Genomic DNA, 14,595 nt, shown 5'->3' on the forward strand with positions numbered 1-14,595 from the left:
CTTTCCTCCTCGCTGAAAGTGCTTCTTTCCTCCTCGCTGAAAGTGCTTTACAACCCGAAGGCCTTCTTCACACACGCGGCATGGCTGCATCAGGCTTGCGCCCATTGTGCAATATTCCCCACTGCTGCCTCCCGTAGGAGTCTGGGCCGTGTCTCAGTCCCAGTGTGGCTGATCATCCTCTCAGAACAGCTAGGGATCGTCGCCTAGGTGAGCCATTACCTCACCTACTAGCTAATCCCACCTAGGTACATCCAATCGCAGAAGGTCCGAAGAGCCCCTCTTTTCCCCCGTAGGGCGTATGCGGTATTAGCAGTCGTTTCCAACTGTTATCCCCCTCGACTGGGCAGTTCCCTAGGCATTACTCACCCGTCCGCCGCTCGTCATCTTCAAAAGCAAGCTTTTGAAATGTTACCGCTCGACTTGCATGTGTTAGGCCTGCCGCCAGCGTTCAATCTGAGCCATGATCAAACTCTTCAATTAAAAGTTTTTGTGCTCCACTCTTTATTCAAAAGGAAGCGACTCAATGAATTCTGATTCACATAAATGACTCGGAAGAATCACTTACATGTTTGTACATATTGCTATGGACTCTCATCATTGCATTGAGATTTAAATCGTTTTCGATTAACTCAATACCTGTGAGTGTCCACACAGATTTCTTGTTTTATCTTGTTAAAGAGCATTACACTTCCCGATGTTGGCGTCAAGTGATTTTTAAGAAGTTTTTCAACTTTATCACTTTAACCATCTGAGCTTGGTAATCGTTGCTAAGTAGCGCCGTTTGCCGTGTCAGTGGGAGCGCATTATAGGGAGCCAAATCTTTTGTGCAAGGGCTTTTTAAAAGAAAAGTGCTTCTTTTGCATTGTTTGCGCGCTTTTTCGCCTGACTAGCTACTTTTTCCCCATTATACTGGGTAACCCCCACTCATTTGGCCGTTTTAAGGACTTAGCCATGACAAAATCTATCCGTGCCTATAAGGGCCTTAGCCCACAATTTGATGCCAGTGTGTATATTGATGAAGCCTGTGTACTCGTCGGCGACATTGCTTTAGACACAGATGCCAGCATCTGGCCCATGGTCGCGGCGCGAGGCGATGTGAATCACATCCGCATTGGTAAACGTTCAAACGTACAAGATGGCACCGTATTACATGTCACCCGTAAATCGGCCAGCCGCCCCGAAGGACACCCACTCCTCATAGGCGATGATGTCACCATAGGTCATAAGGCGATGTTGCATGGCTGCCGAGTCGGCAACCGTATCCTTATCGGCATGGGCGCCATCATATTAGACGGCGCAATAATAGAAGACGATGTGATCTTAGGTGCAGGCTCTTTGGTTCCACCCGGCAAGACACTGGAGAGTGGCCACCTCTATGTAGGCAGCCCGGCCAAGAAGGTGAGAGCGCTGACAGAGGCAGAAATAAACTTCCTGCCAGAGTCGGCGGACAACTATGTCCGCCTGAAGAACGAATATATTGAAGAGGCGTTGCAGGATCTGCCGACCTAGACAGTTATTGACAGCTTCTCTATCGAGAAATGCGACTTAAACTCAACCTGCATGGCGTCGATGATTCGGCGCCCCTATGCAGCATCAACGTAAGCGCTAGGGGCAAACTTTAGAATGAGCTAGTCGACGCGCTCAACCTGTATATGGCCTTGAACGTCAAACGCCTCTTGCTCGATCAACTTTTCCGCCTGCTCCTCGATATCGAAACGAAACTGTTCAAACAAGGACAATGCCTGTTCACTGTTATTAATCTTCTCGGCCGCCAGATGCTCAAGCACCTTCTGGCTTATGTAGCAGTCGATCAACATCCCCTGCTGCTGCGCGGTAAAGTAAATCGCATTTTGCTGACCATCCCAGGTCAGTTGCTCGGTAAATATGATGCTTTGATTCATGGCTTGCTACTCCTATTGCCAACTAACGACATAGCTACTCTCATGCCTGCACGGCAAGCTCATTACGCAACTGTGCCAGCACTGGTTCGACGGCAGGTTCGACGCCACGCCAGATGGCGAAGCTCTTAGCCGCTTGGCCCACCAGCATGCCGAGGCCATCAATCACCTCACCCGCCCCCTGACTCGAGGCCCAGCGGTTAAAGGCGGTGAGATCCTTGCCATACATCATATCGTAGCAGACGGTATGGGCAGCGATAATCTCATGGGGCAGATTCGGCAACTCTCCACTTAAGCTGGCAGACGTTGAATTGATGACGATATCGAAACTATGATTCAGCTCGTCTAAGGTGCAAGCCTTAACCTGACCATACGCCTTAAATGTCTCGGCCAGTAGTTCGGCCTTGCTATGGGTGCGATTATGAATCGTCAGAGAGGCGATACCAGCATTCAATAACGGCAGTATGGCGCCTCGCGCGGCGCCGCCGGCACCGATAAGTAAGACGTTTTTACCGCTTAAGGCTCCTATGTGACGCTCGAGATCCGCCACCAGCCCCAAGCCGTCGGTATTATCTCCCTTGATACGACCATCATCCAAGCGGCTAAGGGTATTCACCGCTCCCGCGAGTCTCGCCTCCTCACTCAGGCAATCACACAAGGCATAGGCCTGCTCCTTGAATGGCAGGGTCACATTCGCCCCCTTCCCCCCTTCATTGAAAAAGCTTTGCAGAGACTCGGCAAAACCATCGAGGGGCGCCAAAATCGCTTCATAGCGCAGCGACTCCCCTGTCGACTGGGCAAAAGCCTGATGAATAGCGGGAGATTTACTATGCCCTATGGGATGGCCAAATACGGCATATCTGTCTTGCACCAGCGGTTGTGTCATGGGGTAACTGTCTCTGTTAATCCGATTGCGCCCAGTCTACTGAGCTTTTTAGGCGAAGCAAAGGGCGACGCCATGCAATCTCTTCAGGGAAACTAGCATTGATTGCAACTGGAGAATCCGCTAGTGTGCCGCTTGATATCTAAATCGAGTCCAACAGAGCCCACGAGAGAGTCAGATGAAGTGGTTAAAGAAGATGATGGCCAAGCCTTCGGCCGAGCGCGATCCTCAGCAATCAAACGCCTACGATAGAATTGGCGGTGAAGAGGTGATCAGGGCGCTCGCCAAACAGTTTTACCACCAGATGCAGACCAACCCAGACACACAGGCCTTATTGGCCATGCATAGATCCCCCATTGCCGAGTCGGAACAGAAGCTGTTCGAGTTCCTCAGCGGCTGGCTAGGTGGCCCACAGCTGTTTCATCAACGTCATGGACACCCGGCCCTACGCGCCAGGCACATGCCCTTTAGCATAGACGAGAACATGCGCGATCAGTGGCTACTCTGCATGCAGCGAGCATTAGCGATAGAGATCAAGGAGCCGCAACATAGGGAAGCCATCTACCAGGCGATCTCGACTCTAGCCGATCATATGCGTAACCAATAGCATAGGCGCCAATATGTGCAAAACCAAAATGTGTAAAACAAGAAAGGACTCAATAGAGTCCTTTTTTGCTTCTGGTTGACCTTCTACGCTGGCAGCCAATCTCTCGGCTTGAGGAAGTCGCTATAGAGTTTCGCCTCCGCACTGCCCGGCTCAGGAGTGTAGGCATATTGCCAACGCACCAGTGGCGGCATAGACATCAGGATAGACTCGGTACGGCCACCGGTTTGTAGGCCAAACAGCGTGCCTCTGTCATATACCAAGTTAAATTCCACATAGCGGCCACGACGATAGAGCTGGAAATCACGCTCACGTTCCCCATATTCGGTGTCTTTGCGCTTCTCGACAATCGGCGCATAGGCCTTCAAGAAGCCCTCGCCCACCGCCTGCATGAAGGCGAAGCTGTTTTCGAACCCAGGCTCATTGAGATCGTCGAAGAAGAGACCACCGACGCCACGGGTCTCATTACGATGGGGCAGGAAGAAATACTCGTCGCACCATTTCTTATATTTAGGATAAACATCCTCGCCGAAGGGCTCGCACAATGCCTTGGCACTCTGATGCCAGGTCACCACATCTTCCTCAAACGGGTAGTAAGGGGTCAGATCGAACCCGCCACCGAACCACCAGACAGGATCCGCTCCCTCTTTCTCGGCGATAAAGAAGCGCACATTGGCGTGGGTCGTCGGCACATAGGGATTATTAGGATGGATCACCAGGGAGACGCCCATGGCCTCGAAGCTACGCCCGGCCAGCTCGGGGCGGTGCGCCGTGGCAGATGCCGGCATGGCCGCGCCGGTCACATGGGAAAAGTTCACCCCAGCCTGCTCAAACACCTTACCCTTAGTCAATACGCGGCTCGTGCCGCCACCGCCCTCTTCCCGCTTCCAGGAGTCGGCCACAAACTTGGCCTCGCCATCGAGTTGTTCTAGGCCTTCACAGATCCTCTGTTGCAGGTCGAGTAAGAATGCTTTGACTTGAGTGGCATCGGGCTTCATAAAAATTCCTTGCTATGGTTATCGTAAAATCTTTCCGCTGATCACATCTATGATGGTCGACGGTTTAGGCTCGGCGCCTAGGCTACCGGCCACCAGGCCATCTATCTTGCCATCAAACTGACGTATGACTTCCTCTGGAGTCAAGGCGGGCTCTTCTCCGGTCAGGTTGGCACTGGTCGAGACGATGGGCTTACCCAGCGCCTGACATAGCGCCTGCACGCCAGGATGATTGGAGACACGCACGGCGAGGGAGTCAAACTGACCGCTCAACAGGCTGGATAGCCCAGGATGTTTCGGCATGATAAAGGTGAAGGGGCCGGGCCATTTATCGAAGGCCGACTGCATCTGCGCCTCGGTGAGGACAGAGCAATCGATATAGGGCGTTAATTGACTGAAATCACTGGCAACCAGGATCAAGCCTTTCTGCCAGGGACGCTGCTTTAGGTCGAGCAGCTTCTGAATCGCCTCATCATTGTCGGGATCGCAGCCCAGTCCATAAACGGCTTCGGTGGGATAGGCTATGACGCCACCTTGCAGTACCGTTTCAACCAGGGCGCCAGGATCTTGCTGTAACATGTGGCCTTACCTTTCTTGTTCAACGGGTCGACTTGACCTTATGCGTCGAGATTATACAGACAAAGCTAATGCGAACAATGGTAGAGAACGCTTAGGCTAGCGGGCGCTTATATTTACAGGCCTTTTGAGGACACTCCAGCCGCATGCCTGCGGCGCCTTTGCGTTCGACCAAGATGCCGAAGCCGCAATCGGGACAGGTCTCCTGCACGGGAGGATAATTGACCAAAAACTTACACTTAGGATAGGCACTACAGGCATAGAAGCTTTTACCGAAACGGCTGGTTCTATGCTCCATCACGCCCTTATGGCAACTGGGACAGGTCACGGCCTCGGTCGGATCCTCCTGATCGTGCTTCTCGATATGCTTACACTCAGGATATCGGGTACAGCCGATAAAGATACCGAAACGGCCCGACTTCACCGCCAGCTCGGCGCCACACTCGGGGCATTCTGAGCCTTGGATCACCTGAGTCTCTATCGATTCGTGATGCACCAGGGGCCGAGTATAGTCGCAACTAGGGTAGTTGTTGCAGCCGATGAACCCACCATGTTTACTGTTTTTTACCGACAGCTCGCAGCCACACTTGGGACAGAGTTCATACTCTTTCTCTAGTGCATGCTCGTGTGAACTAAACAGTTGATCATCTATCTTAGACATGGTTTTCTCGACAGCCGGTGACTCTAGCCATTTTATCAAGCTCTACAGCGCCTTGGGAATCGAATGTGCATTTAATTATAGCTAGTCTTCTTCATGACAATGAAATATATTGTATGCAAAAATAGATGGAGACTCTATGTTACACCAATCCCTCCGCGCACTCTTATTACTCGGCCCCAGTCTGTTACTGGGGTGCAGCACCACGGCGCCGACACAGCTAGACCCTGCCTTTATCGGCCGGCTTAACACCATGCCAGCGCAGCAAAGCTTCAGCCATGACAACCCTTTACTCGATAAGGCCAGCTTCAATCAGGCGGTACAAGCCATCATTCAGAGCCAGGACGAGCAAACGCTAGATGCCCAGCTCTACTACCTGAGGGCCTTTAGCTATTTCGGCCCTATGGACGCGCTGACCAGTGTTGAATACGCCGCGCTAACGGATGCGCTAAACAAGCTAGGTCAAAGCAAGCTAGTCAGTCAGAGTGCCAGATTACAGGAACACTTCGCTGTCACCCTGTATCGCTACTATGCCAATACTGAAGAAGAAAGTGATGAGCACGCCGAGCAAGTTGGCAGATTACTGCCCCTACTAAACCAGCAACTGAGCCGCATCGCTAACCAATCCCCCAGCCTGGCGACAGACTACGCCCTGTGGGAGACCCTGAGAGCCTATGGCATGCTGCTGAACGCTGCGCGCAAACAGCCCGAGGGTACCCTCAACCAACAATTGATTGCCGCCAGATTAGATAAGCCACTGCTCGACTTTGCCGCCTCTCCCCTTAGCCTGCACGGTCAGCGGGACTGGCCAAGAGCCAATGCCTACTGGGCGCTTGGGCTCTACCGCCTGGCACTGCCCAGCGGCGATGAGGGCAAGATCACGCCAGCCGAACAGGCACTGGACGACGCCATGGCCGAGATGGCCGAGCGAGATGTTGCGCGGCGAGGGGATGCGGCTAAGACCACCTACACCTTGGGCTATCATGTAAATGCCTTCGCCGGCCAGGAGGCCTGCAAGGCACGCGGCACTATCTGTCAGATCCCAGAGCAATCGCAGATCTTACCCATACGCCATAAATGCTCAGACAGCCTGTATATCCTGGCGCAGGATCTGACTCCGGATGAGCTCAGCATCAGCTGTACTAAGCTCACCTCCCAGGAGGCACACTTTCATCAGTTGCTAAAGACAAAGCATCGGCCTACCGCCAACGATAACAATGACGCGCTGCAGGTGGTGGCCTTCAAAAATTGGAGCCAATACAACGCCTACGGCCAGTTGCTGTTCGACATAGGCACGGATAATGGCGGCATATATATCGAAGGAACGCCATCTAACCCAGATAATCAGGCCAGCTTCTTCGCCTATCGTCAGTTTTGGATAGCCCCGGAATTTGCCATCTGGAACCTGAATCATGAATACGTTCACTATCTCGATGGTCGTTTCGTTAAATACGGCGGCTTCGGCCATTTCCCGAGCAAGCTGGTGTGGTGGTCGGAAGGCCTGGCGGAGTACGTCTCCAAGGGCAATGACAATCCATCGACCCTGAAGGTAATCAAGGAAAAATTAGATGAGGCGCCGGATCTCAAGACCATCTTCGCCACCGAATATAAGGATGGTCTCGACCGCACCTATAAATGGAGTTACATGGCAATCCGCTTCTTGGCCGAGCAGCACCCAGAGGAGTTGGTGCATCTCAGCCATTACCTGAAGACAGATTATTTTGAGGGCTATGAGAAGTTGCTCGATGAACTCTCAGAGCAGCAGGAAGCATTCTCAGTATGGCTAACCCAGCAGGTTGCCGATTTTAAAGAGAAAGAAACAAATAAGACGCCCAAGATAAACAAGCTAAATCGTTACGCCTATCGCGATTATTTGATGCCTGCTCATCTTAAGTTAGATAGCGCCCATCAACATTTTTAATCAAGCATTAAAAAAGGAGGCTCAGGCCTCCTTTCTTTGAAATCCGAATCGAGTCAATTAGGAGTGTAGCCGACCATCGGGTTGCTCGAAGATCAGATCTTCCATCTGCTCATAGGCGGACTCGTTGCCTGGCACATTAAACAGCACCATGAGGATCACCCACTTAAGGTCTTCAAGGATCAATGCAGGCTCATCCAGCTCCATCACACGATCGATCACCATCTCGCGTAGCTCGACATTGAGCACCTTGATCTGCTCTAGGAAAAGCAGGAAACCACGACACTCGACATCTAACTTCTCCATCTCGGCCTGAGTATAGATACGGAAAGAGTGTTGATCATGATTACATAGGTAGGGTTGATCACTTTCTTGTAGCGAAGCCAGGTGTTCTAACCAGGACAAGGCCTTAATAATCGCCGATTGATGAAAACCTGCTCGTGTCAGTTCTTGGGTCAACTCGTCTTCGTCGACCAGTAACTCGACCTCACTGTGCACATAGTTTTCAAATAGATACATGAGGATATCGAACATGGCTAGCTCCTCTTAAGTCTTATATAACCACCGGGTACAGCTGAAACCCAACCTTGTAGTTCAAGTTCAAGCAACTGCTCTAATACTAGCTCTATCGTTTTTCCACTATGCTCGACCACCACATCTAATGGCGTGGCCTCATAGCCTACACTAGCTAACAGTGAGGCAAATGGCAAATCAGAAGCTAACTCCTCCCCTATATGGTGACGACGATGCAACTCTTCAAGGTGAAATCTTGATAAAGCTGCAACCTCTTCGATAATATCGGCGGCGCACTCCACTAATTTAGCGCCATCCCGTAACAAATCATGACAACCCTGATGATCCCCAGCCAGGATGTTACCCGGTACGGCAAACACCTCGCGGCCCTGCTCCAGCGCCAATCGCGCAGTGATCAACGAGCCACTCTTTCGCGCCGCCTCGACCACCAACACGCCCAGCGACAGCCCGCTGATGATGCGGTTACGCTTAGGAAAGTTACCCGCGTAGGGTTTAACCTGAGGCCAGAACTCACTGAGCACACAGCCCCTCTGCTGGATCTTGTCGTAGATGGGTTTGTGACGTTTGGGATAGACCACCTCTATGCCTGTGCCCAACACGGCCAGGGTCACGCCATCCATATCTAATACCCCCTGGTGGGCCGCACCATCGATGCCAGCCGCCATGCCACTGATCACCGCAACCTTGGCCGCGGCGAGTTCCTGGGCCAGTTGATAGCTAGCGGCTAATCCCGACTGAGACGCAGCGCGGCTGCCCACCATGGCGATACAGGGATGCACCATGGCATTGATGTCGCCCTTGGCAAATAGGATCGGCGGTGGGTCGTTAATCTGCAGGAGCAGGCTAGGATAAAGGGGATCTTGAGGACAGAGGATATGATGATGAGACTCGGCATCTTGCCATGCTAACGCCTGTTCGACCAAGGCAAAGTCGGGGGTCAAGTTAGTCGTCAACAGCCGCTCAGGCAGGGGTAAGGCTTCGGGTTCATGCTCCAGCCTTTGCCTGAGCTCTGCTACATCCATGTAGTTTAATAATTGTTTAACCCGGGCCGGTCCTAACCCGGGTACTGCACAAACAACTAGCCAGTCGACCAGTTTGTCGTCGATGGCACTATTCGCTTGCTAACAGGGTATCCGGCTGCAGCAACTTATCATGAACACGCACAGGCTTCTCGTTAATCAGAATAAGCCCCATGCTGACACGGTCGAACACCTTGAAGACCATTACCTTACCGCGATAGATATCTGGCATCTTCACCGCGTTATCGGAAGAGATATTCGCCAGAAGCTCCTCATAGGTGCTGCGATCCTCAGGTTGTACCGGCTGGCCGTCACCATCGATCACCACCTCAACGCCATCTCGGAAGATGGAGAACACATGGCCTGGCTCGACACCATCCTGGCTGCCACGGTCGATATAGACCACATCCAGTTTACCCATTTCACGTACACCTTTATCCGAGGCGAGCACCTTACCAGGCGTGGTCGCCGCCTTAGGCATGAAATAAGCGGACATCAAGGAATCATCTTCGATAGGCAGCACACGATAACCCGCCTTGGTCTCACGCATATTGCTCAGCAGTTGCACCTTAGACACAGGGCCCGACTCGATGACACGGCCGCTAGCGGTTAGAATGACCTCCAATCCCAGCGCATCACCAGACTCGGCATCTTCAAACTGACGTCCCTTGGCATAGACACCAAACTTGTCCCCCAGGGTCAGCTCCCCTTGGACATAGATAACATCGTCGGTCACATGGTGTCTGGACTCGCTCTCGCCGCCCATGACCATAGGTTGCTTATCGAACCACTCGCCATCGACCACTCGGTTTTGCACCAGATAGGGTTGGATTAGGCTAAGATCCACGGCTGGGATTGCGCCACCTTTAGGCAAGACGCGCCCTTCGGGACTCTTACGAACATGAGGCTTAACCACCAATCTGGGTTCGCCGTCGATAAAGACCAGGGTCAGCCTGTCGCCGGGATAGATAAGGTGAGGGTTAGCGATCTGTGGGTTGGCGCCCCAGAGCTTAGGCCAACGCCAGGGGTCCTTGAGAAATTGCGCTGAGATGTCCCAGAGGGTATCTCCTTTCTTCACCACATACGAATCGGGATGGCCAGACTTCAATGTCAAGGTATCCGCGACAACAAACGAACTACTAAAAATCATTAAACCGAGTAAAATTAGTCGTTTCATGGGGGTATCCATGCTGTTTGCCCTTTATATAGAGCTTTTACTGTTATTGAATGCCACTAAGGATTAAAATTAACCCATTAGCCAAAGTCAGTATAACCAACTGACTCGAATTTGACAGACTTGTTAAGAGTTTATGTATGAGTTTACTAAAAGTTTTACGCTTTCCCGATGAGCGCTTACGCACCATTGCTAAGCCCATTACAGAATTTAACGCTGAGCTTCAGACACAAATCGATAATATGTTCGAAACCATGTATGAAGAGAAGGGAATTGGTCTGGCAGCGACCCAGGTAGATTACCATCATCAATTGATCGTTATGGACCTGCAAGATGACGTAGAACGCCCTAAGGTTTTCATAAATTTAGAGATAATTGAGAAAAGTGGCGATTTTTGCAACGAAGAGGGCTGCCTCTCCGTTCCCGGCATCTATGCCAAAGTCGATCGCGCCGAGTTTGTCACCATCAAGGCACAGGACAGAGATGGCAACGAGTTCACTTTAGAGGCTGATGGCCTGTTCGCCATCTGTCTGCAACATGAGCTTGATCACCTCAATGGCAAACTGTTTGTCGATTACCTCTCGCCCCTCAAGCGTCAGCGTATCAAACAGAAACTCGAAAAAGCCGCGCGCCTCGAAGCCAAACAAGGATAAGCCCCATTTGAAACCACTCAAGATACTCTTTGCGGGTACGCCAGATTTTGCCGCCCGCCATCTACAAGCCTTAATCGATTCAGAGCACCAGGTTATCGGAGTCTACTCCCAACCAGACAGACCCGCGGGCCGTGGCAAGAAGCTACAGGCCAGCCCGGTCAAGACCTTGGCACTCGAGCATGATATCCCAGTCTACCAACCCGTGAGCCTGAGAAACGAAGAAGCCCAGGCAGAGCTCGCCGCTCTCGGCGCCGACATCATGGTGGTGGTCGCCTATGGCCTTATCTTGCCTCAGGTGGTGCTGGACACCCCTAGACTGGGCTGCATCAATGTGCATGGCTCCATCCTGCCTCGCTGGCGCGGCGCGGCGCCGATTCAACGCGCCCTGTGGGCCGGTGACGAGGCAACAGGTGTCACCATAATGCAGATGGATATAGGTTTAGATACCGGCGACATGCTACTCAAGACCCACCTACCTATCGAAGACAGCGATACCTCTGCCAGCCTGTATGAGAAGCTGGCCGAGCAGGGACCTAGCGCCCTGATCCAGGCGCTACAGGGACTGGCCGAAGGTAACCTCACACCTGAGCCACAAGATGAAGCCCTGGCCAACTACGCAGATAAGCTGAGTAAAGAAGAGGCGCAGCTCGACTGGCGCAAACCGGCTGAGCAGCTTTGGCGTGAAGTTCGCGCCTTCAATCCTTGGCCCGCAAGCCACTTCCCCCACCAAGATGCGGTGATCAAGGTGTGGCAGGCCAGCGTGTCTAACGAGGCCGTTAAGCAGGCCCCGGGCACCATCATCCGCGCCGATAAACAGGGCATAGTGGTCGCCACCGGCAAAGGCGCGCTGATCCTCGAGACGATTCAACTGCCAGGCAAGAAAGCCATGGCGGTGGCGGACGTGCTTAACGCCCGCGGCGACTGGTTTACCCCGGGCACTCAATTGCAGGGTGTAGCCAAACAGGACGAGGCGCAGGCATGAAGAATCTGCGAGCTCTCGCCGCCAAAGTCGTCTTTCAGGTACTAGAGAAGGGTGTCTCCCTGTCTGTCGCCCTGCCAGAGCAGCAGCAAAGACTCACCAGTGGTAAGGACAAGGCCCTGCTGGCCGAACTCTGCTATGGCGTGATGCGTCATCTTCCCCAGCTCGATAAGCTGGTGAGCGACTGCATGAGCAAGCCACTCAAGGGCAAGCAGCGCATCGTACATCAGCTACTACTCGTGGGATGTTATCAGCTCTATTTCACCCGCATCCCCGGCCATGCGGCGATCTCGGAAACCGCCGAGGCCTGTCGCCAGCTCAAGTTCGAGGGCCTGGTCAAGGTGGTCAACGGTGTGCTGCGCAACCTGCAGCGTAACCAGAAGCCGCTGCCCGAAGACAATGAGACTCTGGCCTTCAACACCCCAGCCTGGTTGATCAAGCGCCTCAAGGCCGCCTACCCAGATAGCTGGCAAGAGGTGATCGCCCAGAGCCATCAACGCCCACCCATGTGGTTGCGTAACAATCAGTTGTCCCAGACGCGAGAGCAATATCTGGCGCTACTCGACGAGCAGGAGATAGCCGCAACACCAGGGGCGAGCGACAACGCCATACTGCTGGAGAGCCCCAAAGATGTCGGTATGCTTCCCAGCTTTGCCGATGGCGCCGCCTCGGTACAAGATGGCGCGGCGCAATGGGCCGCCAGCCTGCTGGCGCCCGAGCAAAATGAGCTGATCCTCGATGCCTGCGCCGCTCCTGGCGGCAAGAGCTGTCATCTGCTGGAGAGTCAGCCCAGTATCGATCTGGTAGCGGTAGACTTCGACGCCAAGCGTCTGGAGCGGGTACAGCAAAACCTCGACAGATTAAGCCTCAAGGCCAAGTTGGTGCATGGTGATGCCGCCAAGATAGACTCCTGGTGGCAGGGCGATAAGTTCGACCGCATCTTGCTGGATGCGCCTTGTTCGGCCACCGGTGTGATTCGTCGTCACCCGGACATCAAATGGCTCAGAAAGCAGGCCGATATCGAAGATCTAGCCACATTGCAGTCACAAATTTTGGATCATTGCTGGCAGTGGCTTAAACCCGGTGGCACACTCTTGTATGCTACATGCTCAATTTTACCGCAAGAGAACGCCGAACAGATCAAGGCTTTCTTAGCGAGAACCCAAGACGCAACCCTGGTCCCCATCGCACAACAACAAAATCGCGATGACATTGGCTGGCAGATCACGCCAGGCCAAGACAATATGGATGGGTTTTACTACGCTCGCTTGGTTAAGGGATAAAGTTTAGGCTATGAAAATTATCATATTAGGCGCGGGTCAGGTCGGCGGCACATTGGCGGAAAACCTGGTGGGTGAAAACAATGACATCACCATAGTCGATAATGACCGCGACAGGCTACGCTCGCTGCAAGACAAGTATGACTTGCGTGTAGTGCTGGGCCACGGTGCTCACCCTGGTGTCCTCAAGGATGCCGGCGCCGAAGACGCCGATATGTTAATTGCTGTTACCAACAGCGACGAGTGCAACATGGCCGCCTGCCAAATTGCCTTCTCCCTCTATGGCACCCCCACCAAGATCGCCCGAATCCGCTCGGAGCAGTATCTGGCCCTGCGTGACAAGCTGTTTATCGACAGCGAGACCAAGCAGAGCGAAAACCGTCCTCGCGGCGGCTTCATCATAGATGAGTTGATCGCCCCCGAGCAGCTGGTGACCGCCTATATTCGTCGCCTGGTGGAATACCCTGGCGCCCTGCAGGTACTGGAATTTGCCGAGGGACGCCTCAGCCTGGTGGCGGTGCGCGCCTATTATGGCGGCCCGCTAGTGGGTAACGCCCTGGCCGCACTGCGCGAACATATGCCCAATATCGACACACGTGTGGCGGCCATCTTCAGACAGGGCCGTCCCATCATGCCCAGAGGCACCACCATCATAGAGGCCGACGACGAGGTGTTCTTCGTTGCCGATAGTCGCCACGTGCGCGCCGTGATGAGTGAGATGCAGAAGCTAGATAACACCTACCGCAATATCATGATCGCCGGGGGCGGTAACATAGGCCTGGGGCTGGCCAAGCAGCTGCAGCGCAATCATGCGGTCAAGCTGATCGAACACAGGCAGGATCGCGCCGAGGCGCTGTCGGAGAAGCTGGAAAATACCACTGTGTTTTGCGGTGACGCCTCAGATCAGGAGCTGCTGCTCGAAGAGCATATCGACCAGACCGACGTGTTTATCGCGGTGACCAACGACGATGAGGCCAACATCATGGCCGCCCTGCTAGCCAAGCGTATGGGTGCCAAGAAGGTGATGGTGTTGATCCAACGCGAAGCCTATGTGGATATCGTCCAAGAAGCCAATATCGATATCGCCATCTCGCCGCAACAGGCGACCATATCGGCGCTACTGACCCATATCCGTCAGGGGGATATCTGTAACGTCTACTCATTAAGACGCGGCGCCGCCGAGGCGATCGAAGCCATCGCCCATGGCGACCCAAGCACTTCTAAGGTGGTGGGCAAGCAGATCAGCGAGATCAAGCTGCCACCCGGCACCACTATTGGCGCCATCGTCCGCGACGACGAGGTGCTGATGGCCCACGATAAGACGGTCATCGAACAGGGCGACCATGTGATCCTATTCCTGGTGAACAAGAAATTTATCGGTGAAGTTGAAAAGCTGTTCCAGCCTAGTGCATTCTTCTTCTAAG

The 14,595-nt window shown here is 53.3% G+C and carries 15 protein-coding genes and 1 rRNA gene; 7 read left to right on the plus strand and 9 right to left on the minus strand.

The window, feature by feature from the left end; genetic code table 11:
* A 16S ribosomal RNA gene (locus L1D43_RS19080) occupies positions 1–480 on the minus strand; the annotation flags it as partial.
* Positions 481–951: 471 nt separating this feature from the next.
* On the opposite strand from L1D43_RS19080, the gene L1D43_RS19085 reads away from it, so the two are divergent.
* A complete protein-coding gene (locus L1D43_RS19085; RefSeq protein ID WP_239854050.1) occupies positions 952–1,509 on the plus strand; it encodes a gamma carbonic anhydrase family protein in 558 nt (185 codons plus the stop codon).
* A gap of 119 nt (positions 1,510–1,628) precedes the next feature.
* Here the strand turns inward: L1D43_RS19085 and L1D43_RS19090 are convergent, their stop codons facing one another.
* Both L1D43_RS19090 and aroE read right to left on the minus strand, forming a co-directional pair.
* Positions 1,629–1,901, minus strand: a complete 273-nt coding sequence (locus L1D43_RS19090; protein ID WP_239854051.1) for a DUF1488 domain-containing protein — start codon at positions 1,899–1,901, stop codon at positions 1,629–1,631.
* Between the two features lie 40 nt (positions 1,902–1,941).
* Positions 1,942–2,769 (minus strand): shikimate dehydrogenase, encoded by an 828-nt coding sequence (aroE, locus tag L1D43_RS19095; protein ID WP_239854139.1) that lies wholly within the window; start codon positions 2,767–2,769, stop codon positions 1,942–1,944.
* 190 nt (positions 2,770–2,959) lie between these two features.
* Between aroE and L1D43_RS19100 the strand changes: the two genes are divergently transcribed.
* Positions 2,960–3,388: a group II truncated hemoglobin gene (locus tag L1D43_RS19100; RefSeq protein ID WP_239854052.1), complete on the plus strand. Its 429-nt coding sequence runs from the start codon at positions 2,960–2,962 to the stop codon at positions 3,386–3,388.
* A gap of 83 nt (positions 3,389–3,471) precedes the next feature.
* On the opposite strand, the gene hemF is transcribed toward L1D43_RS19100, so the two are convergent.
* From hemF to L1D43_RS19115, 3 genes are all read right to left on the minus strand, one after another.
* On the minus strand, positions 3,472–4,383 hold the full coding sequence (gene hemF, locus L1D43_RS19105) for an oxygen-dependent coproporphyrinogen oxidase (protein WP_239854053.1): 912 nt from the start codon (positions 4,381–4,383) through the stop codon (positions 3,472–3,474).
* A gap of 18 nt (positions 4,384–4,401) precedes the next feature.
* On the minus strand, positions 4,402–4,959 hold the full coding sequence (locus tag L1D43_RS19110) for an L-threonylcarbamoyladenylate synthase (protein ID WP_239854055.1): 558 nt from the start codon (positions 4,957–4,959) through the stop codon (positions 4,402–4,404).
* A 91-nt stretch (positions 4,960–5,050) separates the two neighbouring features.
* On the minus strand, positions 5,051–5,617 hold the full coding sequence (locus L1D43_RS19115; RefSeq protein WP_239854057.1) for a type I DNA topoisomerase: 567 nt from the start codon (positions 5,615–5,617) through the stop codon (positions 5,051–5,053).
* 136 nt (positions 5,618–5,753) lie between these two features.
* On the opposite strand from L1D43_RS19115, the gene L1D43_RS19120 reads away from it, so the two are divergent.
* Positions 5,754–7,535, plus strand: coding sequence for a collagenase (locus L1D43_RS19120; RefSeq protein WP_239854058.1), 1,782 nt, complete (start codon positions 5,754–5,756; stop codon positions 7,533–7,535).
* 57 nt (positions 7,536–7,592) lie between these two features.
* Here L1D43_RS19120 and L1D43_RS19125 read toward each other — a convergent pair whose 3' ends face one another.
* From L1D43_RS19125 to L1D43_RS19135, 3 genes are all read right to left on the minus strand, one after another.
* On the minus strand, positions 7,593–8,066 hold the full coding sequence (locus L1D43_RS19125) for a DUF494 family protein (RefSeq protein ID WP_011867527.1): 474 nt from the start codon (positions 8,064–8,066) through the stop codon (positions 7,593–7,595).
* Positions 8,067–8,068: 2 nt separating this feature from the next.
* Entirely contained in the window at positions 8,069–9,088 is a 1,020-nt protein-coding gene (gene dprA / locus L1D43_RS19130; RefSeq protein ID WP_239854059.1) for a DNA-processing protein DprA, read from the minus strand.
* Between the two features lie 88 nt (positions 9,089–9,176).
* Entirely contained in the window at positions 9,177–10,274 is a 1,098-nt protein-coding gene (locus tag L1D43_RS19135; protein ID WP_239854060.1) for a LysM domain-containing protein, read from the minus strand.
* A gap of 125 nt (positions 10,275–10,399) precedes the next feature.
* On the opposite strand from L1D43_RS19135, the gene def reads away from it, so the two are divergent.
* From def to trkA, 4 genes are read left to right on the plus strand one after another with little or no spacing between them, the layout of a single operon-like run.
* Entirely contained in the window at positions 10,400–10,912 is a 513-nt protein-coding gene (def, locus tag L1D43_RS19140) for a peptide deformylase (protein WP_239854061.1), read from the plus strand.
* A gap of 7 nt (positions 10,913–10,919) precedes the next feature.
* Positions 10,920–11,894, plus strand: coding sequence for a methionyl-tRNA formyltransferase (fmt, locus tag L1D43_RS19145; protein ID WP_239854062.1), 975 nt, complete (start codon positions 10,920–10,922; stop codon positions 11,892–11,894).
* Complete coding sequence (rsmB, locus tag L1D43_RS19150; RefSeq protein WP_239854063.1) at positions 11,891–13,174, plus strand: 16S rRNA (cytosine(967)-C(5))-methyltransferase RsmB; 1,284 nt, start codon at positions 11,891–11,893, stop codon at positions 13,172–13,174. Before fmt ends, rsmB begins: the two co-directional genes overlap by 4 nt.
* 10 nt (positions 13,175–13,184) lie before the next feature.
* Positions 13,185–14,594: a Trk system potassium transporter TrkA gene (gene trkA / locus L1D43_RS19155; RefSeq protein WP_041509791.1), complete on the plus strand. Its 1,410-nt coding sequence runs from the start codon at positions 13,185–13,187 to the stop codon at positions 14,592–14,594.
* Position 14,595: the final 1 nt, after the last annotated feature.

Origin of the sequence: Shewanella sp. Isolate8, from assembly GCF_022398495.1 — a bacterium.
GTDB classification, from domain to species: Bacteria; Pseudomonadota; Gammaproteobacteria; order Enterobacterales; family Shewanellaceae; genus Shewanella; species Shewanella aquimarina.

Bases quoted from the DNA above. Each gene is read 5' to 3' on its own strand.
- L1D43_RS19085 (WP_239854050.1), top strand. From the start codon at position 952: ATGACAAAATCTATCCGTGCCTATAAGGGCCTTAGCCCACAATTTGAT.
- L1D43_RS19090 (WP_239854051.1), bottom strand. From the start codon at position 1,901: ATGAATCAAAGCATCATATTTACCGAGCAACTGACCTGGGATGGTCAG.
- L1D43_RS19100 (WP_239854052.1), top strand. From the start codon at position 2,960: ATGAAGTGGTTAAAGAAGATGATGGCCAAGCCTTCGGCCGAGCGCGAT.
- hemF (WP_239854053.1), bottom strand. From the start codon at position 4,383: ATGAAGCCCGATGCCACTCAAGTCAAAGCATTCTTACTCGACCTGCAA.
- L1D43_RS19110 (WP_239854055.1), bottom strand. From the start codon at position 4,959: ATGTTACAGCAAGATCCTGGCGCCCTGGTTGAAACGGTACTGCAAGGT.
- L1D43_RS19115 (WP_239854057.1), bottom strand. From the start codon at position 5,617: ATGTCTAAGATAGATGATCAACTGTTTAGTTCACACGAGCATGCACTA.
- L1D43_RS19120 (WP_239854058.1), top strand. From the start codon at position 5,754: ATGTTACACCAATCCCTCCGCGCACTCTTATTACTCGGCCCCAGTCTG.
- L1D43_RS19125 (WP_011867527.1), bottom strand. From the start codon at position 8,066: ATGTTCGATATCCTCATGTATCTATTTGAAAACTATGTGCACAGTGAG.
- dprA (WP_239854059.1), bottom strand. From the start codon at position 9,088: ATGGATGTAGCAGAGCTCAGGCAAAGGCTGGAGCATGAACCCGAAGCC.
- L1D43_RS19135 (WP_239854060.1), bottom strand. From the start codon at position 10,274: ATGGATACCCCCATGAAACGACTAATTTTACTCGGTTTAATGATTTTT.
- def (WP_239854061.1), top strand. From the start codon at position 10,400: ATGAGTTTACTAAAAGTTTTACGCTTTCCCGATGAGCGCTTACGCACC.
- rsmB (WP_239854063.1), top strand. From the start codon at position 11,891: ATGAAGAATCTGCGAGCTCTCGCCGCCAAAGTCGTCTTTCAGGTACTA.
- trkA (WP_041509791.1), top strand. From the start codon at position 13,185: ATGAAAATTATCATATTAGGCGCGGGTCAGGTCGGCGGCACATTGGCG.